At 33.4% G+C, this 21,774-nt stretch carries 25 protein-coding genes and 1 tRNA gene; 24 read left to right on the top strand and 2 right to left on the bottom strand.

What is annotated here, in order from left to right; translation table 11 throughout:
- The 8 genes from B3D98_RS21635 to B3D98_RS21600 all read left to right on the top strand — a co-directional run.
- A partial coding sequence (locus B3D98_RS21635) for a MarR family winged helix-turn-helix transcriptional regulator (protein ID WP_288586038.1) occupies window positions 1-238 on the top strand: 238 nt, incomplete at its 5' end.
- 10 nt (window positions 239-248) lie between these two features.
- Complete coding sequence (racE, locus tag B3D98_RS21630; RefSeq protein ID WP_004226440.1) at window positions 249-1,046, top strand: glutamate racemase; 798 nt, start codon at window positions 249-251, stop codon at window positions 1,044-1,046.
- Window positions 1,047-1,178: 132 nt separating this feature from the next.
- Window positions 1,179-1,928, top strand: a complete 750-nt coding sequence (gene rph, locus B3D98_RS21625) for a ribonuclease PH (protein ID WP_112116289.1) — start codon at window positions 1,179-1,181, stop codon at window positions 1,926-1,928.
- 1 nt (window position 1,929) lies between these two features.
- Entirely contained in the window at window positions 1,930-2,523 is a 594-nt protein-coding gene (locus tag B3D98_RS21620) for an XTP/dITP diphosphatase (RefSeq protein WP_004226443.1), read from the top strand.
- A 12-nt stretch (window positions 2,524-2,535) separates the two neighbouring features.
- Window positions 2,536-3,039 (top strand): metallophosphoesterase, encoded by a 504-nt coding sequence (locus B3D98_RS21615; protein WP_009373890.1) that lies wholly within the window; start codon window positions 2,536-2,538, stop codon window positions 3,037-3,039.
- Between the two features lie 129 nt (window positions 3,040-3,168).
- Entirely contained in the window at window positions 3,169-4,629 is a 1,461-nt protein-coding gene (locus B3D98_RS21610; protein ID WP_288586032.1) for a protein adenylyltransferase SelO, read from the top strand.
- A gap of 109 nt (window positions 4,630-4,738) precedes the next feature.
- Entirely contained in the window at window positions 4,739-4,900 is a 162-nt protein-coding gene (locus tag B3D98_RS21605; RefSeq protein WP_016991537.1) for a DUF2639 domain-containing protein, read from the top strand.
- Window positions 4,901-4,959: 59 nt separating this feature from the next.
- Window positions 4,960-5,658 carry a YqjF family protein gene (locus tag B3D98_RS21600; RefSeq protein ID WP_048393687.1) on the top strand — a complete coding sequence of 233 codons (699 nt, stop codon included), beginning with the start codon at window positions 4,960-4,962 and terminating at the stop codon, window positions 5,656-5,658.
- Here B3D98_RS21600 and B3D98_RS21595 read toward each other — a convergent pair.
- Together B3D98_RS21595 and B3D98_RS21590 are read right to left on the bottom strand one after the other, a co-directional pair.
- Window positions 5,655-6,305, bottom strand: coding sequence for a hypothetical protein (locus B3D98_RS21595; RefSeq protein ID WP_288586028.1), 651 nt, complete (start codon window positions 6,303-6,305; stop codon window positions 5,655-5,657). The genes B3D98_RS21600 and B3D98_RS21595 overlap by 4 nt on opposite strands.
- A 93-nt stretch (window positions 6,306-6,398) precedes the next feature.
- On the bottom strand, window positions 6,399-7,145 hold the full coding sequence (locus B3D98_RS21590; protein ID WP_288586026.1) for an SDR family NAD(P)-dependent oxidoreductase: 747 nt from the start codon (window positions 7,143-7,145) through the stop codon (window positions 6,399-6,401).
- Between the two features lie 221 nt (window positions 7,146-7,366).
- Here B3D98_RS21590 and B3D98_RS21585 point away from each other — a divergent pair.
- The 16 genes from B3D98_RS21585 (at window position 7,367) to B3D98_RS21515 (ending at window position 21,404) form a co-directional block, all read left to right on the top strand.
- Window positions 7,367-7,440: transfer RNA gene (locus B3D98_RS21585), tRNA-Arg, on the top strand.
- A gap of 165 nt (window positions 7,441-7,605) precedes the next feature.
- Window positions 7,606-8,211 carry a site-specific integrase gene (locus tag B3D98_RS21650; protein WP_312144910.1) on the top strand — a complete coding sequence of 202 codons (606 nt, stop codon included), beginning with the start codon at window positions 7,606-7,608 and terminating at the stop codon, window positions 8,209-8,211.
- A complete protein-coding gene (locus B3D98_RS21645) occupies window positions 8,165-8,584 on the top strand; it encodes a site-specific integrase (protein WP_312144912.1) in 420 nt (139 codons plus the stop codon). Before B3D98_RS21650 ends, B3D98_RS21645 begins: the two co-directional genes overlap by 47 nt.
- Before the next feature lie 405 nt (window positions 8,585-8,989).
- On the top strand, window positions 8,990-9,649 hold the full coding sequence (locus B3D98_RS21575; protein WP_288586024.1) for a DUF1643 domain-containing protein: 660 nt from the start codon (window positions 8,990-8,992) through the stop codon (window positions 9,647-9,649).
- Between the two features lie 140 nt (window positions 9,650-9,789).
- Window positions 9,790-10,632: an abortive infection system antitoxin AbiGi family protein gene (locus B3D98_RS21570; protein WP_288586023.1), complete on the top strand. Its 843-nt coding sequence runs from the start codon at window positions 9,790-9,792 to the stop codon at window positions 10,630-10,632.
- Between the two features lie 2 nt (window positions 10,633-10,634).
- Window positions 10,635-11,843, top strand: coding sequence for an abortive infection system toxin AbiGii family protein (locus tag B3D98_RS21565; protein ID WP_288586021.1), 1,209 nt, complete (start codon window positions 10,635-10,637; stop codon window positions 11,841-11,843).
- A gap of 771 nt (window positions 11,844-12,614) precedes the next feature.
- Window positions 12,615-13,868 (top strand): GTPase, encoded by a 1,254-nt coding sequence (locus B3D98_RS21560; RefSeq protein WP_288586019.1) that lies wholly within the window; start codon window positions 12,615-12,617, stop codon window positions 13,866-13,868.
- 97 nt (window positions 13,869-13,965) lie between these two features.
- The gene (locus B3D98_RS21555) at window positions 13,966-14,784 is read left to right on the top strand and encodes a DUF5677 domain-containing protein (protein WP_288586017.1); all 819 of its coding nucleotides are present in this window, start codon (window positions 13,966-13,968) and stop codon (window positions 14,782-14,784) included.
- A 99-nt stretch (window positions 14,785-14,883) separates the two neighbouring features.
- Window positions 14,884-15,690 (top strand): DUF5677 domain-containing protein, encoded by an 807-nt coding sequence (locus tag B3D98_RS21550; protein WP_288586016.1) that lies wholly within the window; start codon window positions 14,884-14,886, stop codon window positions 15,688-15,690.
- Window positions 15,691-16,072: 382 nt separating this feature from the next.
- Window positions 16,073-16,525, top strand: a complete 453-nt coding sequence (locus tag B3D98_RS21545; RefSeq protein WP_288586014.1) for a hypothetical protein — start codon at window positions 16,073-16,075, stop codon at window positions 16,523-16,525.
- Between the two features lie 430 nt (window positions 16,526-16,955).
- Window positions 16,956-17,123, top strand: coding sequence for a hypothetical protein (locus B3D98_RS21540; RefSeq protein ID WP_257520310.1), 168 nt, complete (start codon window positions 16,956-16,958; stop codon window positions 17,121-17,123).
- Window positions 17,124-17,331: 208 nt separating this feature from the next.
- Window positions 17,332-17,787, top strand: a complete 456-nt coding sequence (locus B3D98_RS21535; RefSeq protein ID WP_288586012.1) for a helix-turn-helix domain-containing protein — start codon at window positions 17,332-17,334, stop codon at window positions 17,785-17,787.
- Window positions 17,788-18,311: 524 nt separating this feature from the next.
- A complete protein-coding gene (locus tag B3D98_RS21530) occupies window positions 18,312-18,548 on the top strand; it encodes a hypothetical protein (protein WP_288586010.1) in 237 nt (78 codons plus the stop codon).
- 728 nt (window positions 18,549-19,276) lie between these two features.
- Window positions 19,277-19,888, top strand: a complete 612-nt coding sequence (locus B3D98_RS21525) for a hypothetical protein (protein ID WP_288586008.1) — start codon at window positions 19,277-19,279, stop codon at window positions 19,886-19,888.
- Window positions 19,889-20,013: 125 nt separating this feature from the next.
- On the top strand, window positions 20,014-20,850 hold the full coding sequence (locus tag B3D98_RS21520) for a hypothetical protein (RefSeq protein ID WP_312144923.1): 837 nt from the start codon (window positions 20,014-20,016) through the stop codon (window positions 20,848-20,850).
- A gap of 89 nt (window positions 20,851-20,939) precedes the next feature.
- The gene (locus B3D98_RS21515) at window positions 20,940-21,404 is read left to right on the top strand and encodes a hypothetical protein (RefSeq protein WP_288586006.1); all 465 of its coding nucleotides are present in this window, start codon (window positions 20,940-20,942) and stop codon (window positions 21,402-21,404) included.
- Window positions 21,405-21,774: the final 370 nt, after the last annotated feature.

Raw genomic sequence — 21,774 nt, 5'->3', positions numbered from 1 at the left:
GACAACAGATTTAGTGGACCGAATGGAGAAAAATGAATTAGTCAAGCGTGTGCGTGATGAAAATGATCGCCGTGTCGTTGTCGTTCATCTTCTCGAAAAGGGCGAACGTATCATTCAAGAAGTAATTGAAAAAAGACAGCAATATTTGCAAGAGATGCTTGTTGGTTTTAATGAACAAGAAGTCGCGCAATTATCAAGCTATTTAGAAAAACTACATGTACACATGAAACAGGATTGAGGCGGAAAGTATGAATGCCCCGATAGGCGTTATTGACTCAGGAGTAGGCGGTTTAACCGTAGCAAAAGAAATCATGAAGCGATTGCCAAACGAAACGATTTATTATATTGGCGATACAGCAAGGTGTCCGTATGGTCCAAGAAGTCGTCAGGAAGTACGGAATTTTACTTGGCAAATGGCAAAAGCACTCGAAAAAATGAATGTTAAGATGCTCGTTATAGCTTGTAATACAGCGACTGCAGTAGCACTCGAAAGTTTACAAAGAAATATGCCTTTTCCAGTACTAGGTGTTATCAATGCTGGCGCACGTGCAGCTGTAAAAAAAACGAAGCGACATGAAGTCGTTGTGCTTGCAACAGAAGGAACAATTAAAAGTGGGGCGTATGAAGAAGCCTTATTGTCACTCAATACGTCAACACATATTATTCCACTAGCTTGTCCCACATTCGTACCACTTGTAGAAAGTGGCGAATATAAAGGTGACTTTGCAAATAATTTAATAGCAGAAGGCTTAAAGCCGTTGAAAAATCGACAATTTGATACGGTTATTTTAGGGTGTACACATTATCCTATTTTACAAAAACAAATTGAAGCTGTTGTCGGAGAAGATGTGAATGTTTTATCTTCTGCGGAGGAAACAGCAAAGGATGTACAGGAAATGTTAGCGTATAATGGCACTTTAGCAAATGCAAATGCGGTGCCTGCTCATAGATTTTTTGCAACTGGTTCTGTCCCAATTTTCCGTTCGATTGCTGAGAATTGGTTAGAGCAAGGTACTCTCGACATAAAACGTATCACATTAAAATAAAAAATCAGCTTAGCAACAGGCTAGGCTGATTTTTGCCGTTTTCAGCATTGTACATAAGCCACCGAGTACTTTTTTGATGGTACAAATTATGATAAGATGAGGGCGCGAAAGTTTTTAGGAGGAACGAAATATATGACAAGATATGATGGTAGAAATGCAGATGGGCTACGACCTGTGAAAATAGATAGTGAGTATCTATTACACCCTGAAGGCTCCGTATTAATTCAAGTAGGCAATACAAAAGTAATTTGCACCGCAACGATTGAAGACAAGGTACCTGGTTTTCTACGTGGGCAAGGGAAAGGGTGGATTACAGCTGAGTATTCCATGTTGCCTCGTGCAACCGCTCAACGGACACCACGTGAATCCTCTCGTGGGAAAGTCAATGGTCGTACAATGGAGATTCAGCGCTTGATTGGGCGTGCATTGCGTGCTGTAGTCGATTTAGAGGCGCTAGGCGAACGTACTGTATGGATTGACTGTGATGTCATTCAAGCGGATGGCGGTACTCGTACAGCATCCATTACGGGAGCATTTGTTGCCATGACACAGGCCATTGCTAAATTTGCTGAAGAAAAGCCATTTGAAAAATTCCCGGTAACTGACTTTTTGGCAGCAACAAGTGTTGGGATCGTTGAAGAACAAGGTGCTATTCTTGATTTAAATTATGTAGAAGATGTGGCTGCAGCTGTTGATATGAACATTGTGATGACAGGCGCAGGACGATTTGTTGAATTACAAGGTACTGGTGAGGAAGCTACTTTTTCTCGTGAAGAACTAAATGAATTGTTAGCATTAGGTGAAAAAGGCATACAACAATTAGTTGAGCTTCAAAAAATAACGCTTGGTGAACTGGCACACAAAGTTGGAGGGAATCAATAATATGAAACAAGTAGTCATCGCCACAAAAAATAAAGGAAAAGCAAAAGATTTTGAAGCATTATTTGGACCACTTGGTTATGAAGTCGTAACAATGTTTGAAGTGGCACCAGATATGGAAATAGAAGAAACAGGAACAACATTCGAAGAAAATGCCATCTTAAAAGCAGAAGCATTGGCGAAGGAGCTTAATACCATTGTTATTGCAGATGACAGTGGTTTAGCAGTAGATGCATTAAATGGTGAGCCAGGTGTGTACTCCGCTCGCTATGCTGGTGACCATGACGATGAAGCAAACATGATTAAACTGTTAGAAAATTTACAAGGTGTCGAAGATGACAAACGTACAGCACGTTTTTGCTGCTGTATTGCAATTGCAGGACCTGATTTCGCAACAACAACGGTATTTGGTACATGTGAAGGCGTCATTGCCCATGAAAAGCGTGGAACGAATGGCTTTGGCTATGATCCAATCTTTTTTGTGCCAAGCTTAAATCGAATGATGGCTGAGCTTTCACCAGAGGAAAAGGGTTCTATTTCTCACCGAGGCAATGCAATTCGCAAGTTAAAGGAGCAATTACCGAATCTTATCAAATAAGAGGTGATATCCATGAAAATGCTTGTTATGAGCGATACACATGGTGACAGCCATGTCATCGAAAAGGTTAAAGGTTTTTATCCTGAAATAGATATTGTGGTTCATTGTGGAGATAGTGAACTTCCCTATTCACATGAGGCATTAGAAGGATTGAAAAAAGTACGTGGAAACTGTGATCGTGAGAAGGCTTTCCCTGAAGAAGAAATGTTCATGGTCCATGATGTAAAGATTTTTGTGACACACGGTCATTTATTCAATGTGAAAAATTCCATCTTATCATTATCCTATCGTGCTAAAGAAGTAGGTGCACAGATCGTTTGCTTTGGTCATTCACATATTCTTGGTGCCGAAATGATGGATGATATCCTATTTTTAAATCCAGGCAGCTTATTAAAACCACGTGGTCGTAAAGAGAAAAGCTTTGCTGTTGTGGAAATCAATGCGACATCTTTTAAAGTTGATTGCATGACAGATGATAATCAATGTATGGCTACATATACATTTGATCGACAATAATAGAGAAAATCCGCATAACTAGTAAAGTATGCGGATTTTTATTTGGGCTACTGATAATGGTAAAATTGCCTATGAATGATTCATGCTGAAATAGCAAAAATAAATCGTAAAGGCAATAAAGGAGAAAACATGAAAAAAACAATTGGCTGGCATTTTGATAATAGTTACGTTCAACTACCAAGTATTTTTTATTCCGACATATCGTTAAATCCTGTTCGTTCACCAAAATTGATCTTATTAAATGAATCAGTTGCAGCCTCACTTGGGTTAGACATTCAGGCTTTAAAGAGTGAGGAAGCATTAGCCGTTTTAGCTGGTAATACAATCCCAGAAGGTGGCGAACCGATTGCACAGGCTTACGCAGGGCATCAATTTGGTCATTTTAATATGCTAGGTGATGGTAGGGCTCTATTATATGGGGAGCAAATCACACCCCAAAAGGAACGGTATGATATTGCTCTAAAAGGATCAGGTAGAACACCTTATTCTCGGGGTGGAGATGGGCGAGCCGCATTAGGTCCAATGCTAAGGGAGTATATTATTAGTGAAGCGATGTTTGCACTAGGGATCCCAACTTCACGTAGTCTAGCAGTAGTCACTACAGGTGAAATGATTATTCGAGAAACGGAACTACCAGGCGCTATTGTCACAAGAGTTACAAGTAGTCATTTGCGGGTAGGGACATTTCAATATGCTGCGCAATGGGGGACAGATGAGGAGCTACAGCTTTTAGCTGATTATGCAATAGAACGACATTACTCAGCTAATATTGGCAATCAAAATCGTTATCTTTATTTGTTAAATGAAGTCATAAAGAAACAAGCCTCCCTTATAGCAAAGTGGCAGTTAGTGGGCTTTATCCATGGCGTCATGAACACCGATAATATGACCATTAGCGGTGAAACCATTGATTATGGCCCTTGTGCATTCATGGACACCTATGATCCTGCGACTGTGTTTAGCTCGATTGATCACCAAGGACGCTATGCTTATGGAAATCAGCCCAATATTGGTGGCTGGAATTTAACGCGCTTAGCAGAGTCCTTACTACCTTTAATTGATGATGATCAAGAAAAAGCCATTCAACTGGCACAAGAAACGCTACAACAGTATCCAAAATTATATGTAGAAAATTGGTTGAAAGGAATGCGTGCAAAGCTAGGCATTTTTAATGAGGAGCAAGAAGACATCCAGCTTGTTGAAGAGCTTCTTCAGCTTATGCAGCAATATCAAGCAGATTATACGAATACATTTATCGCCTTATCGTTTGAGCAATTGGAGGATTCCCCATTATTTAACGCACCAGCTTTTAAGGACTGGTATCACAAATGGCAAGCTCGATTAGCAAGACAGCAGCAAAACAAAGACATGTCACAACAATTAATGCGCCAACATAATCCAGCTGTTATTCCACGTAACCACAGGGTAGAAGAAGCTTTGGAAGCGGCTGTAGAACAAGGCGATTATAGTGTGATGAACAACCTACTAAAAGTCCTAGCTCAGCCTTATGCTCATGCGAAAGAACAACAAGAATACGCTTCATTACCTGAACACACTAATCAACCATATCGTACGTTTTGTGGCACATAAGTAAAAAACGAGAGTTATTTATTCTCTCGTTTTTTATTTGTATAAAGGCACTCTACCGTATTCAAACGCATATTCTATGTATGAATAAAAATAAAGGAGAATAAGGTCGGTGCATAAGTATTCAAAGGGTTGGTTTGTCAAAGTTTTACGTGCTCATGGAATAATGGTTCATCCTCAATTTAAAAGTCATTTAGGCTTATATAAAGAATCTGAATTACGAAACTTATATTATCGTTATGTCGAAATAGAGTCTGCTGAGCAAAATCAATAGACCGTTTGTTTGAAGAACTCCTTTCTAGGAAAAACTAGTGATTAGAAAGGAGTTTTACTATGTGGATGATGACTCAAACATGGCAAGATGTTCTATTTTTACATTGGCCGATAGCCCCTCAAGAACTTGAAAAACATGTACCTAAAGAACTGAAGCTCGATCTCTTTGAACAAAATGCCTGGCTTAGTGCTGTAGTTTTTAAAGTTTATCGACATCGGCTACGCTTTCTACCACCTCTTCCGGGGATGAATACCTATTTACAATTGAATGTCCGAACATATGTGGAGTATAACGGCATGAAAGGCATCTATTTTTTTCATTTAGATGTGACGAATAATTTCTTATCAAAAATTACGGCAATAGGTAGCTTGCCATATCGCCATTCCAACATCCTAGTAAAACAAAGAGGGAATCACTATTCATACACAAGCCATTACAAAGCATGTGACGAAAGATTGAGGGTTATTTATACAATAGGAGACAAGACCAATACTAATTTTGACCGATGGATTGTAGAGCGCTACCATTCATGGGCGAAATGGAAGGATACACTTTTTCGCATTGATATTCACCACTCCCCATGGGAATTAAAAAGAGCCAACGTAACGATTGAAAGCAATACATTAGCCTCTTTTATGAAGGGGAAACTTCAGGGCATGCAGCCTCGTGCTCATTATGCTAAAAACAAAACAGCGAGAGTTTTTCCTCCAGCAGTTGAGCATAAAATGATCATAAATCCATCAAGATTTTTGCATTAAAAGAGGTAACAAAATTGCATAACGATGGCGCTGGCTATCATATCTGACATCGCAAGTGCCTCTGCTTCAATTTCATCAAATACCTCTACATCAGCCTGATAATCTTTTTGTATCATCGTGACAGCTTCATTTTTCGTTAAAGCTAAATGCGTATAAAACATTTTTTGTACGGCCTCTCTACTTAGGTATGGATTGATTGTATGCAAAAAGAAAGCCATATCATCTGCATTACGATACCATTCCCTCTCTTTAGCTTCCGCTGTGGTAGCGTCACCTTTCGCAGCAGCTGTCACTAATTGAGCCGCAATTACCAGATGCTCTTTAATTAAAGCTGCATAACGATCCGCCACGGAGTCACCATAAAAGGGGCGTAAACAATTCCCTAAATCGGTTGCATTGCGTAGCAAACGCTGCTGCACAAAGGGTAAATCAGGCAAATTAAACACAATGCTTATAATAGTCATCCGTGTCCAATTCACATGCTCCATCCAAAGTAAGCGGTTCATAGCCATAAAGTCTGCTTCGCCTTTACTAATACAGCGTCGGTAATCATTTGACTGTAAAAAGTGACGAATCGGAGCCGTATACTGCGTATAGGGAGCATGATACAGCTGGCTTAATGAAAAACCATTTGAATAGGGGTACAAGGCTTCACTCCTTCTTGTTCTTTCTCCTACAGTAGCATACTCTAAGGAATCTCGGAGTATGAAGAACAAGAAAGAAAAGAAGAGACAACAAAATTACGCCTCATACATCATTTTCTTCGTCATGCCACCATCAACTGTAAGATTAATACCTGTCACAAAGTTATTGATCGGGTTTGTTAAATAGAGACAAGCCTGTGCAATATCTTCAGGCAGACCAACCCTTCCTGACAAATGCTGCGCATGATCGATTGGCCGCAGTGCCTCGTAATCACCTGTTTCAATCCACCCAGGTGAAATACAATTCACTGTAATTTGATCTGGCCCTAAAGATCGCGCTAAAGCATGTGTTAACGCTATGATACCACCCTTTGTAGCCGCATAAGCTTCTGTATGAGGCTCTGACATTTCAGCTCGCGTTGAGGCCAGCGAAACAATGGAACCACCCTTTGCATTATGCCGCATCACTTTTGCAGCCTCTCTGGCACAGAAAAAGGTACCCGTTAAATTCGTCTGCAACAAATCCTGCCACTCATCAAACGTCACCTCATAGGGAGATTGATGCTGGAACTTCCCAGCATTATTAATTAAAATATGAATGGTCCCATATTGCTCAACAGCTCGCTGCATTAAATTGATGATATCCTGTTCCTTTGTCACATCCGTTGGCACAAATAATGCAGAGTAGCCTTGAGCAAGCATATCCTGTTCTAACTGTTGACCTAAGCCTGCATTCAAATCAGCAATCACCACTTTTGCACCTTGTTGTGCATATGCAAGCGTAATACCCTTACCAATCCCTTGTGCACCACCTGTGACCATAACGACTAAATCTTTAAACATCCACAAACCTCCTACTTTTTTATCGCCAATAGTGTAGCAAATATTTTGCTATCCGTCCTGTTAAGAGGGTGAAGAAATGGTATAATGGATGCTGTAGCAACATATGATAAAAAATATGAGGCAAACCTTGCCTGCATAGTAAAATTAATGTTGACATTATGCTATAAAGTACATATAATAAATATTGTCCTTCCTATGGAATACATAAGAAACGACATCATGTCTCAGTAGCTCAGCTGGATAGAGCAACGGCCTTCTAAGCCGTCGGTCGGGGGTTCGAATCCCTCCTGGGACGTCCAAAAAGCAGGTTTCAGGCCTTTAGGGATAAGGGTTTGAGAGAAATTAGGGATACGGTCAGGGCTTCGGTCTGGATGACTTTATCCCTTTTTTGTACCCTTGTAATTTTATTACGTGACCAGAATCATCTTCCAATTCAATTCATGAATGGAGGATTTTTTTTATGACTAAAAAGTCGGGACTATTTGAAGTAGATGTTGATTTAAACCTTTTGAAGTTTGAGAATGAGGCAACTGCTAAGCATGTGAAAAATAATTCAAAAATGATAAAAGATGCGATTCAAATTGTGAAAAGACAAATGATTTCCAGCGGTCTTCGACCTCGGACAATAAAAGACTATGAAACAATTGTAAATCACTTAGTAGATGCACAGACTATTACGTTTTTAAATGAAATAACATTAGATACAATTTACTCTTGGCTTGAAAACATGCAAGTTTCAAATCAAACAAAATTAACGAAATTAAAAGCACTAAAGTCATTCTTAAGTAAATGTTATATTAATGGTTGGTATGAGTCAAAATTTTGGCAAGATGTGAACCTCAAAGTAGATAAAAAGGTAAAAACTGGAGCAAATGAAAAAGATGTACAATTATTGATTTCCCTTTTAGATTTAAATACTTTTATAGGTCTAAGAGATGCAGTAGCAATATTAACAATGTATAAAACAGGGATTAGAATAAATACTTTAGGAAAACTTGAAGAAAAACATATCGATTTTGATGAAAAAACGTTGGTTTTTAGAAGGGGAGATTTTAAAAAATCATAAGTTATTGAAGCTACCGATTGATAATCAATTAGTTCAGTTGTATCAAGTGTTGATTCAACAAAATAATAAAATTCGACGACATTATCATCAAAACAACGAGAATATCTTTATTTCCTATAAAGCAACTCCTTTAGATACAAAATCCACTAATAATGCAATTTCAAAACAATTAACAAAGTATAGCAAACAATTTGGTTTAAAAAACATTAACCCACATGCACTTAGAAGAGCATTCGCTAAAAATTTGCTTTCTAAAGGAGCGAATATTGCATTAATATCTAAAGCATTAGGACATTCTAACTTGGAGGTCACAACCCAGTATTTAGACTTAGATGTTGATGAAGTATCAAATAGCCTAAGGGAATATTTATAATAATAAATTAACGTTTACAGCTATTGTTAAAACAAAAGTTTGAAAAAAGCTACTTATAGAGATTATGAAATAAACACGCATTTAAGAATATATTTTGCTACTCCTCAATGTAATTTTTGAAATTAAACGTCGATTTTTGGTAGCGAAGTATTCAAATTTAAGAAGATTTACCAAATACATTTATAGTAGGCTTTTCAAGAACCAATAAGTTTTTAGATAGAAGAGTATTGAATTTTAGGTTAAAATTTGTATAATATGACAATCATATAACTACTTCAAGAGTATTCGTAATGAAAATAAAGAACTATTAACAAGAACTATGTTGCCATTCAAAGCTGTAGATTTACTATACAATCTAAATGAATTTTTTCCATAATCTATTTCGTGAAAGGAATTAGGAAAAAAATGAATGTACCATATAATAATAAGTATGTTGAAAAAATTGTTTATTGTGAAATGGAAGAACTAACAAGTAATATTGAAGGAAGATATTTACTAAAAGTGAAATTAAAAAATAATTTTACTGAGACATTAACAATTGCAATGATGAATCCAAGCAAGGCCGATAAAGATTCATCTGATGAAACAGTTAATAAAGTTATTCAGTTTGTTTATGAAATGAATTCTATCAAAGAATCCGAGATTAATAGTATTGGGTATATAAATATTGTAAATATTTTCCCTGCATATGAACCAAACTCAGGCAAGGTTAAGGATAAATTAGAACGAATCACTGAGGACGATAAATTAAATTTGATGCAGGAGAGAAATAAAGGTGCTTTTAAAAATGCTGTTTCTGAATCACACAAGGTCGTGCTTGCTTGGGGCGATGTACCAAGTAAAGTAAAAGCAAAACATCATAACCATGAAGCAATTATGATGTACGAACTTCTTATAAAGTATAATTTAGAGGATAAAACCTTTGTGATTAAATATAAAGAATACGAACAAATTCTTACTAAAAAGAAAAGACCACGCCATCCAAGTTGGAATACGCCAAAATCTTATGTAAAAGTAAGTAATATGAATGTATCGAGAAATTTTCTTTATCTTCATTTAGATTAATTTTCTCAGAGAAAAAAGTCTCCTTATTTTATATATGTGAATCTATTAATCCTTTCTTAATGTTTGAATTATAACAGTTGTTTTAATGTTTTATATGTAATAATTTTTGGAATATAAGTAAAAAGCGAGTTGACGTGAATATGATAAAGGAAAAAAAGGAAATTCATTTGAATCTGGACAAAAAACCTGAGACGAAGGTAGAAGATTCTTACATAAGGCCATTACAGAGTGCAAATGTTTTGTTTAAATTTATGAATAAATTACAATATATTAAAGATATTCTTTTGAAAAAAGCAATTATTCCGCGATATTATGAGGAAAAGTTAGACTATTTAAATATTGATGGTATTGATAAAATAGCGATTCCAATGAGCTGTTTTTGTGATATTCATTTAAATAAACTTGTTCCACATATGTTGAATTATGGTTCTTATGGAATTGGTTTAAGTAAGGAGTGGGGAATAAAACAGGGTATTCAACCTATCCAATATTTAAATCCAAATTCTAATTTATGTAAAGATTTTAGTGAAATCTTTACTAATGCCTTCAAAATATCTCCTACAGAAAGAGATAAGGTTCAAAAATATAATAACTATTTATTACATGATTTATTTTATATGAAACCTCTCGAAGGAGAGATGCTAATAAGCGGTGGGAAATCTGTAAAAAGGAACTTCCATGATGAAAAAGAATGGAGATTCATACCGAACTTTGAGAATGTAGATACTGAACTACCCTTGGTAATAAGCCAAGAATTTATGAATCCGAAAAGTTATTATACATATTCAGAAGCAATTAGACAATGCACTGATTTGTGGCTGAATTTTGAATTTGAACAGATTAAACATATTATAGTTAGCCATGAGGAAGAAAGAAGAGAACTAATAGAATTTGTTATTGAGAATAAAATTGGTGATGGCTACGAGCAATATCTACTTTTATCAAAAGTAATTGTTTTTGATGAATTGAAGGAGGATTGGTAATTGTGTTTGCTGATTTTAACAAAGCCTTTTTTAAAGATAATGAGAAAGAAACAAAGATTCCCAAAGAAGTTTTAATAACATTAAGTGAAAATCTACCAGATGGTTTTGAATATACTGAATTAGAAGATGGATTAGTTGGAATAGTTCCACAGAAAACAGATATAGAAATTGGTGGTATTAAATTTAATTTGAAGGATAAGGTATTTAAAGAATTCACTCCTGCTAATAGTGATGAAGCAAAAGAATTTTTATATAGAACTCAAAGAAAATATGAAATAAATTTAACTGATGAAGATTCTATAACTATAAATGGAACAAGTTTCGTTATAGGGGAAATTATTGAAAAACCATTTAAAGAGATTACCAAGAAAACTCATAAATTGTCCATAAAACCACAACCTTTTCGCCCACCATTTGAGGTTTATTTAGAAGGTAATGGAGTAAAAAAGAATTTTTTAGTTGAAAGACAGCCGTATGCTGACATGAATAAAAGTTTATTTAAAAGCAATAATGATGAAAATTTCGAAATATCATACTTGTTAGATGAAAAAGAGTTACAATTACAATTTAACTTTAGATTGAATATCGATAATGCGATTGATGTATGGGAAGCTATTGAAGGATTAAAACTTTATCATTCTTGTATTACAGGTAATATCAAACTCAATGGAGAAGAAATTTCTAATATTAAAACTAATCATTCAGATGAAATAACGGTTATAGAGACGATTAAATTTTGGGAAAAAGTTCTGAATATACAAGATGTCTTGAACGTGAAGTTTTCTCCTAAGTCGAAATTAGAAATGGAAGATGTAGAGATAATTGAACAACTCTATAGAACTTTAATTGAAAAGAAGCCATTTAAAGAATTTATAAAAATTAATGAAATGACTTTTAAAGGTATTAAGGAGATGAATATTGAAGACTTATTAGAGCTTGAAGGATTATCATTTTCATTTCAACAAACTTCTGAATTAGAGGTTTTGGGTGCTAAAATTGAATTATTTAGTCTTGTAAGTATCTTTGATTTTCGAGTAGAAAATTTTAAGCCTTTAAGAGAAGATGAACAATCTTATATCTTATTCCTTGAACCTATAGAAGGTAAGAAGATTTATCAGTCAACTATTCATTTCAGAACTAAATCAGATAGTGATAATTATAAAATGGATGTAAATGTACTGCAAAATGCAGATGTTATTACAATTAATTAATTTAGGAATTTTTGTTCCCTCTTCCTGTAATTTCCTTATCTTGATAAAATTTAAGTTAGCGAGTTTTAGGGGGGGCATCGTGAGGAATTTATTTCTTTTGAACAACCACCTTCTTTGTTTTTACATAGTCTTGAGGTGGTTGTTTTTATAATGTGTATTAATATTCATAGACTAACTTCATATATATTTTTCTTTTATTACAACAACAAATTCAGTTCAGTTGTCATCTTAATCCATTTATTAGAATGTTGCACATTTTAATGGCTGTTTTAAGACAGCATCACCTTCAAGATAGATACTATTATACTTTATAAAAAAAATGATAATTTGTATAAAATTTTATGAAAATCACCTCTTAGTATTTCTTTGAGGTGGTTTCTTTTATTTATAGGGTGGCATAACTTAAGTTGTGGAATTGATTCTTCTTCAAGGGAGCAGGGTAGTTATAGAATATTTAGGGTACGTTTAAAGATACAGAAAATGAATTTAGAGGTAAATATGCAATTTATGATGTTTGAAACAAAAGAAACGGTAGCAGGCGGAAGTACTTATATGCCAAAGTCTCTAACTTACAAAGAGCACTTACGATAAAGAAGGATAAATTAGAGCCAGAAAAGATAGCAGGTGATAGGCTTTCTATTCTGTGTTTTTTTGGGAATAGGCAGCGATTTTTGGAAAAAGGTTTTGATATTCGCAAAAGGTTATAAGTTAGTATCAGATGGTTAATTTTGTTATAATGGTACATATATACTATATTTGGAGGATTAGCTTATGTGCCAGAATGGGGATTTTAAATATGAGCAAATTGATGATTTATTAAAATCTATTTATGATGCTTTAGTAGAGTCAAAGTTACCTGAAAAAGTTAAACAAAAAATGAGACAAGAACTTGACATATTAAAAGCATTTACAGTAGAGGCCAGACCTGCACGAATTGCTATTGTAGGAAGAAGAGGTGCAGGGAAGTCCAGTTTGATAAATGCTATTTTTAGTGAAATGCGAGCAGAAATTGGTGATGTAAAGGCAAGAACAGGCATGGGCAAATGGCATCCGTATAAATCTGACTCAGGTAATCTTGAGATACTTGATACGAGAGGTTTAGGGGAGGCAGATAAACCAGAAGAAGAAATTTCAGAGATTTCTGCTCTTGAAGAGGTGCAAGCATCAATAAAGGAAAAATGCCCTGATGCAATTTTATTTTTGAGTAAAGCTAAAGAAGTCAGTGCAAGAATAGATGAGGATTTGGCACAACTTTTAGAATTGAAAAAGACAATTCAATTAGAGCATGATTATAATGTGCCGATTATTGGAGTAGTGACACAAGTAGATGAACTTAGTCCAGTATCAGCAAGTAAACCACCATTTAACCATCCAGACAAACAAAAGAATATTGCTGACGCAATAGAGGTCTTATCTGAAAAATTATGTGATGCGGTTTCAAATCCAGTTACAGTTATTCCTATTTGTTGTTATATAGAATTTGAAGAAAACAAAATAGTATATGACATAAGATGGAATGTAGATTCTTTATTAGATTACATTATTGAACAATTGCCAAATGAAGCCCAAATGATACTTGCAAAATTATCTAAAGTTAAATCGGTTCAGAAAAAGGTGGCAAGAAGAATTGGTAAGAGTGTTGCGGGATTAACGGGAGTGATTGGTGCGAGTCCAATACCTGTGGCTGACTTACCCATAGTAACTGGATTGCAAATGGGAATGGTTACTTCTATAGCATTAATTGGTGGTAAGAAGATTGACACAAAGGGTGTTATTGAATTCTTTGGTGCTTTAGGAGTAAATATGGCTACTGGTTTTGTACTAAGACAATTAGCAAGGCAATTACTCAAAATTATTCCTGGTGCGGGAAATGTGATTTCGGGTGCTATAGCAACAGCAGGTACTTACGCTTTATGTGAAGCGGCCATTGCATATTTTATTGATGGGAACTCTATGGATAATGTTAAACAGACATACAATAAAGTATATGAGGATAAGAAACAAGAAAACGATGATGAAAAATAGTGTTAGATTAGAGTTTCTATGAAACTGTACTTAAATGGGAAGCTTATTGTTATTTACTTGACACTGGATAAAAATAATGATTGATTGGAGTAAGCATATGATTAGTAAAGCATGGGATTTATGGGCATATACAGGTGGTATTCATGATGAATATAAGTATCTTTGGTACTCAAATAATCAAAAGAAGGAGTATGCTTCGGAGATATATTTTCGAATTTTTTCTATGGTAAAACACTGTCTTACTATCATTGAACATGATGATGATTTTCATGTCACTGCACCTACTATATTGAGAAGTTTAATTGAAGCAGCTGTGGAATTAGAAAATCTCAGATATGTGAATGGTTATGAAAAATATTTAGAGTTAATTTCCCGTAAAGAAGAATATCAATTTGTGAAAAACTATAACGAAAGTTTTATGGATTATATTTCTGATGAACGAGATTATTCGACGGAATATGAGAGTGATAGCGAAAAAGAGAAGTATCGGAATTTAAAGGAAGATGTATATAGTTCTTTGAATGTAAGTCGAGATGTTAATATATTCACTGTTAGATTTAAGTTCTCTTTGCTTAATAAAGAAGAGAATGAAAAGCGTCATACTAAATATGAAATGCTTTATGATTTACTTTGTGCTCATTCGCACCATAATCTTCACTTCATTAGTAAGCATGGATTACAAGAAGTTGCTGATATTAAAAAATTTAAATTATTTTATTTAGATTTGATAGGTTCAATTTTAAAAAATGGGTTAATTAATTTGTTTAATATTTTTGATATACATATGAAGAAAAAGGAGTTCAAACGCTTAAAACAATTGAAAAGGGATATCATGGAAAGCAATAAAACTGTTAACCTTAGAGATATTTTAAGAAATTGGCGAATTTGGGATGAGTTTGAATCAAATGAATATTAGAAATAGGATGGGTTGTATCCATTTTCCCATTTGAATAGCTATATTCTGAATAACATTATTAGATATGACCATTTCTGATTGATAGAGGAGGAAGGGAAAATGTCGAGAATAGATACCTATAATTTATTGGATAAACTTAATGTATATTCAGATGATTTATTTGAAGTATTTTATTATTTGGAAAACTTAAGGGAATATCAAGAGAACGTAGAAGAATCTTTTCGCCAATATTTCTATCATATCTATCTAAAATGCAAACGAAATTATAAAGCGATAAAGACATTAATTAACCTTGATGATGAAGATTTGAGGAATGGCTATGTTGAAGCAACCCCACTACTTAGAACCTTAATCGAAAGCTATTTTCATCTTTGTTATGTGACGAAATCATTAAATAAAGAAGAAGTGATTCGTAGTTATGATTTACTAAATAAATATCAACTAAAGCAAATGTTGAATAACAAAACAGGATATAAAATAGTTTTTCAAGGTGATGCTGATAAACAGATGTTGAATGGAATAAAACAAAGTGTTAATAAAGTAAAGGAAGAGGACATTAGGTTATTTAAAAGTGCTTACCAGCTTGCTAAAAAAACAAACAATTTAGATATTTATAATGGTATTTATCAAAAGTTCAATAGTTATGTACATTATAATCCGACGACATTTATATCTTATGGAACGATGGAGGGGCAAGATAGTTTTACTTTTGGTGCCATGCAACATCAACCTGAAAGAGAATGTGAAATTTTATATTATATGATTGAAGTGGCTTTAAAAATTTTAATTACAACAATGGACTTCTTGAGAATTGACTCTGTGGACAACTGGGTATTTGAGGTGTTTATGGAGTGGGAAAATCTACTAAAGGAATATGATAGTGTCGATTTAGTGAATTATCTTTAATCCATTTTCTTTTTCTTTCTTTGTCTATCCCTAAAAAACATTATCTCTAAATTAAAAAATGTGTCCTTAGTTAAAAAGTATGTTTAAGACTGGAGGGAATCAGGTCGCCCTTTGGTCTTTTTTGCGTGAAAAAAGTAAGGGGAAAAGTCTGAAAGGACAGGAGAAGGGAATAGGGAAGAAGAGGGACAAGGAATTTTCTGCATATGGTTATAGGGAAGCATATCAACTTTTGATGCATCATCAATGAAGTCAGTCTGTTTTGAATTGAAAATTTATTTATGTATTGATATTATGGTAATAATTGTATAGGAGAAATGGTAAGGATATTTTAAAATAGATAGACTATCAGTTTAGATTAGAACTATTGGAGGGGACTTACATAGTGGAACAAAGAGGGTTTGAAGTACATAGCGTTGACCGTAAGGGAAATGATATTATGATTAGATGCGAAGGTGTAGACGACCAAGAGTTAGCTCATTTTGGAGGATTGGATTTACATGTAAAAGCAACAAAAGTACTTATCAGTGATTCTCAAAATAGAATGTCTTTTCCAGAAAAAGAAGGAGATTATGAGATAGGTAGTAAAGTAGTAGCTCTTTACCTAAATGAAATTGGTGAGTTACTTAGAAACATTTCTTTTGACCCTGAATATTTAAGTAAATACTCTAATGTAGATTTAGTAAAAACATTTCTTGAAAACGAGCTAAAAAATCCTGCGATAGCAAATGTAATTGAAAAGGACAATGTTGAAATTCAACAAGAACGTGAAGAAATTGAAAGAGAAGAAAAAGAAATGTGGGCTGGTTTTGTTGAAGGGCTGAATGGAGATATGTAAAGAACACCATTTTTAGGTGTTTTATATATATACTTTAAATAAGATATTAATGCATAAAAAAGACTGCTTATTGCAGTCTAAGATTGTTGGGATTAGACTAAAGGAATTATCACATCAAATGAAGAAATAGAATGAATATAGTAATTCCAAAAGATGTAATATAAAGAATTGATGAATAGAAAATACATTCTTCAACATAGTTTAAAATGGTATACTCAAACTAATCAAGAACAGAGGAGGAGTGCTATTTGAAGTGGGAATATACAATATCTTCTATTCATCACAGATTGAAAGATTTAAAAAGTAAATATAGTGAATGTGGGTAAGACGTTGATATAGTGATGACTATATGTAACGTCTTTTTATTTTTGCTTATAGTCAAAAATTAGAATAGAATTAATTACTAAATGTGACAATAGGAGGATGAATAATGAAATTGTATCAGATGTTAAAGACTATTAGTGTCATAACACAAGAAGAGCAAACGAACTTTTGGGAACAAGAGTTATACAATGAATTAGAATTTCAACAAGCTTTTTTAGATGTTCAACTTTTGCTTAAAGAAGGAATTGTGAGCCATGGACAGGTGGAAAAATAGATGTAAATGAGCAGGAAAAATAATTCATCCTTATTCTTAGGATGTTTAGGATGAGACTTTTCCCCTGAGAGTATCGAATAAATTTGTAATTCGAATCTATAATATAGCAAGTTTCTAATAATACAGGATTCTATTTTAGAAATAATCATAGTTGGAAATGCTAATGCGATTATGGATTAGATACATGAAGAAGCAGGGGGAATTGTATATGAATCAACAGACTACAACAGAAGATAAAAGAAAGATTTCGAGGACATTTGCACAACGACTTTGTTACTATAGGCAAGTCCGCAACCTTACTTATCAACAATTAGGTGAACTGGCGAAAATAGATGCGGGCTATATTCACAAACTTGAAAAGGGTATTAGACGTGCACCTTCCTATCCAATAATCAAGAATTTGGCTCAAGCACTTGATGTGCATATAACCGATTTAGTTGATATCGACCAGTTCGAGGAAGACCTTCCAACAAAGAGTATTCAAGAAATGTTAGTGTATAACGAATATCTGATTAGAGGGAAATTGCCGACAATGGAAGCGAGAGAGAGCTTTTTAGCACTTGTACAGACCTTACTGGAAAGTGAATGGACAAGACATAGTAAACATGTAGATTCAATTAAAATTATCAGTAAAGTAGATGCTTTTCTGAAGGGGCTTAATTAGTCCATGAATAAAAATTAGGGGGGAACTATGATTTTTATTAGTTCCCTTCGTTTTATTTATATCCAGAGGTTGTCCAGTATCTTCTTAATGAATGAACATTTTTGGAGATAAGGCATTGTTTAATCACATTTAGCATCTACACAGCATCAAACACAACGCTAACCAACTTTACTATCCCTCTCAGCAACCAATAGATTAGTCTGAAGGATAAGCAAAGTAATTCTGTTATACAGAATAGTTGTTCCATACTGATTTATCCTTTTTGAAAATAGTTACTGAGTTTTATCGTGTTTCTTTACTAAATGTATGTTTAAGTTTTTATTTAGCTTCATGAAAGATGTAGTGTTTTTAACATAACTTTATCTGAGTATGTGTGTGAGAATTTCATAAAAGTTCATACTTTCTCATACCTAATTTGAAACTATTTGAAGTAAATACAGAAAAAGTATGAAAAAGTTCATACTTGTTTTGCTAAATGATGAAAATTATATGAGTTATAACATGCGGGAAGGAGTTAGGATATTATGTTGATTCCAAAAAGAGCAGGTCAGCCAGTAAATTATGAGGTATATGAAGAGTACACTCCTGCAGAGCATAAGTTAGAGTTAGTAAATGGTGTTTTTCTTCCATTCAATAAAGAACGGGAAAAAATGCTTGCTTTATGTTTGTTCAATATGGGGTTACAAGAGTTCGTTACATTTCTACAGAAAGAATCAAAGGAAGAATTATTTCGTCTGCTTCAACAGAATTTGCAACCATGATTTATTTCTTTCAATATCTTTACCTCTTTCAGTTTAATTAAAAGTTTGGTAAAATATAGGAAGCGGAGCTTTTGGGTTCGTGCATAGAAAGGGTATTTTTTATGAGAACGACACCCTATTGCATTATGGGACAACCACTTTCTTTGTTTTTACAAAGTCTTAAAGTGGTTGTTTTTATTATGAATATTTAATATCAAAAGACCAACATTATATATACTCTTCTTTTAAAAAATTTTTAATTGCTTCCTCAAATTTAAAGATTTCGAGAAAGGAGTAGTTCTTTTTAGATATATTAATTCCCCACTCTGGTTTACTTGTTTGTCCTGGATTACCATAATTTCTATCAACAAATATTTCATTTCGGTACTTCCTATACTTGTGCAGGGATAAGAAAAACATCAGGCATTTCCCCAACATTAAAAATTAATAGAGCCAGGTATAGGTTTTTATTCGTAATGTCAAATTTACTTTTTTGCATAAACATATAGCCTGTGCCTCTAAGAGAATTCACCTGTATTTCACAGAAATCTTATCTTTAATAATAAAATCAATACCCCTGTCATCTTTGTAAAGAATTGAGTTTTGTCCAATCAGTATTTGGCATTACTATTCCTCCATATAATTTATAAATTTTATACATACTTTCCTAATATCAAATATTAACATAGAATTAAAATATAGGAATTTGAAATTTCGATTAATATACTTACATAAAGAGGGAGATATTTATGGATAAATATTATTTCAATCTCATGCAATTTTTCGAGGGGTATGTAAGGAATTACCGCAGAATGAACTTATCTCATTTACATAATATTTCTATGTTCACAAAAAGGGAAATTGACTTTTTTGCTCAATTAGGAGAAATGCTTGGCTTTGATGCATTCATTGAAGACTCAAAGTTTGATAAATTAAAAGGGTTTTATCGACCAATGGATTTATCTTGGTGGAAGTGGGATGGCCGATTTAATGATGAATATTTTTTATATCTTGCCTTACATTTGGAGAGGGAGAGTATCCCGAAAAAAGATGTTGAAACAATAGAAAAGCTATTTTCGCAAACAGAAGAAGGATATATTCCACATAATGTTATAGGGATACAATACATTAAATCTGCTGAAAGAGTAGATTATCTAAATGAATTGATTCTGCGAAAGAATAAGATTCAAAAGTCGAATGTTTTAATGATTTACCGTTATCCTGATGAGGAATTTGATTTACAAAGAGTTCGTGCTTATAGTATCTCCCATGAAGGATTAATTGAGGAGAGGAAAGCCATTTTCAAATATGACCAGTCAGGCTATTGTTATATGTGCTTTGATGATGATTTTGCCCAGTAACAAAATAGAAAGAGAATCACTGATTCGATTAAACTTTAAAGAAAAAGTGAAGGTTTAAATAGTGTGTAGCAAATGTTCTAAAGAACAATAACCAATAAGGTTTTGATAGAAATAAGAGGGATGTGATGAAAATGCTTTCTCTTGAAGAATACATTTCAAAAAGAAAAAGAGAAGATAATATCAATGAATACGATATTGATTCAAAAGATGAAAATATACGTATTTGTGTGAATTATGTTTTTGAATACTTTAATCAATATTTGAATATTAAGGAGATGGAGCAAAAAACATTCTTAAATGAAGAAAGGTTGGTAAAATTTAGGCATAAATTGGAAAAGTATGAAGATGCGGTTCAAGAATGGCTTGTTGATATTTATGATGTTCATGAAAAGCAAATCCATCGTTCTATTATAAGTTTTTTAAAAAAAGAGGAACTTTTTCTTTTGTATAACACTGAACATGAATTTAGGACTTGTTCATATGATTGTTATGCCTATCTTATAAAAAAAAATCCATTTCTTAAAGGCCAGACAGAGATGTTATTCAATTTAATAAAAGATTATCATCGGATTGAAAGTGAAAAAGAGTTAAATAATCCTTCGATATTTTTGACTGTGGATATAAATGAATGGCTGGAAAGCACTTGGAGTAAACACAAAGTAAACATTTGGGCGTTTGCCTCCAATTATTTATTACGTTTTTCTGATGATGATTCTTTATGGCCAGTAAAACATAAAATTAAAACCAATGAAAATTGGCAACCTTATATTTATGATTATAAACAAAAAACAAATCTTTTTAATTTAAATACTCTCTACACCAAAATCTCAAATAAGCCTTTTATAAAAGGGAAGAAGCAGTATCTTGAAGTAATTTTGATGTACTTATGGTTACATGATATATGGGGAGACAATAAAAATTATTGGGAAGAATACTGTGATAAGGTCGTTAATAATTTATAAAATTAATTTTCAACAGAGCCATAAATTTCCTATGGTTGATAGTCGGGCATCGGAAAATTTATGTTTTTTAAAGAAGGGACGATGAATCATTGAACATGGTTATAGTATTTGAAGAACAGGTTGTTAAGAAAACAGAACAAAAATTGAAGCAGACTTTAGTAAAGTTAAAAGAAAATGTACATCTTCAACAGAATTTTAGGGAATTGACTGATTTATCATCAACATTGGAAAGAATTAAAGTTATCTTAAAAGATTTTGAAATAAATAAACAGAATAGGGATAAGCGGATAGCGAAAAGAAATGAACTTTTAGAAAAACATGATAAAATATATACTGAATTAATATCAGAAGGATTTGAAGATTCATGGATAACAACTATTGTTAAACATGAAATGAAGAATTTAAAAAAGGTTATTAAAGAGGCAAGAGAAGAAGCATACAAGGAATATTTTGGGGAAGTTGAAATTGAAGATGATGATTTGATGGATGACCGCTTTGACCTTGTATTACAACAAATACAACAAGCAAAAAATAAGTATATTAAAGGCAATTGAAAAAATTCAAGAAGCCTCTTTTTATGCTATTGAATTATTGGTGAATTATACGAGCGGATATTGGACAACCTATCCAGTTTCGCTCGTATATTTAACAAAATAGAATTAGATAGATTAGAAATGAGGAATTTCAGCTTAAGGTGAGTAAAATGAGAAATGCTAAAGCATTAATTTAACAACAATTTAGTATTTTTAAATTCAAATGTTTTTGGTGAAAAATATTTATACGATAGTTCTTGTTGATATTTAGTCTTTGTACTGTTCATTAAAAAATCTGTTAACAAATTCTTTAGCCTTCTATTAATAGTCTAACGGCAAAAGGTGTTCCAAAATCTCCGTACTGAATGATACATTTCAAAGGGTGTTCCAA

It is taken from the genome of Lysinibacillus sp. UBA5994, assembly GCF_002429725.1.
GTDB classification, from domain to species: domain Bacteria; phylum Bacillota; class Bacilli; order Bacillales_A; family Planococcaceae; genus Lysinibacillus; species Lysinibacillus capsici.
Note: the sequence above shows the minus strand (reverse complement) of the source record. Positions and strands in the feature narration are given on the sequence as shown.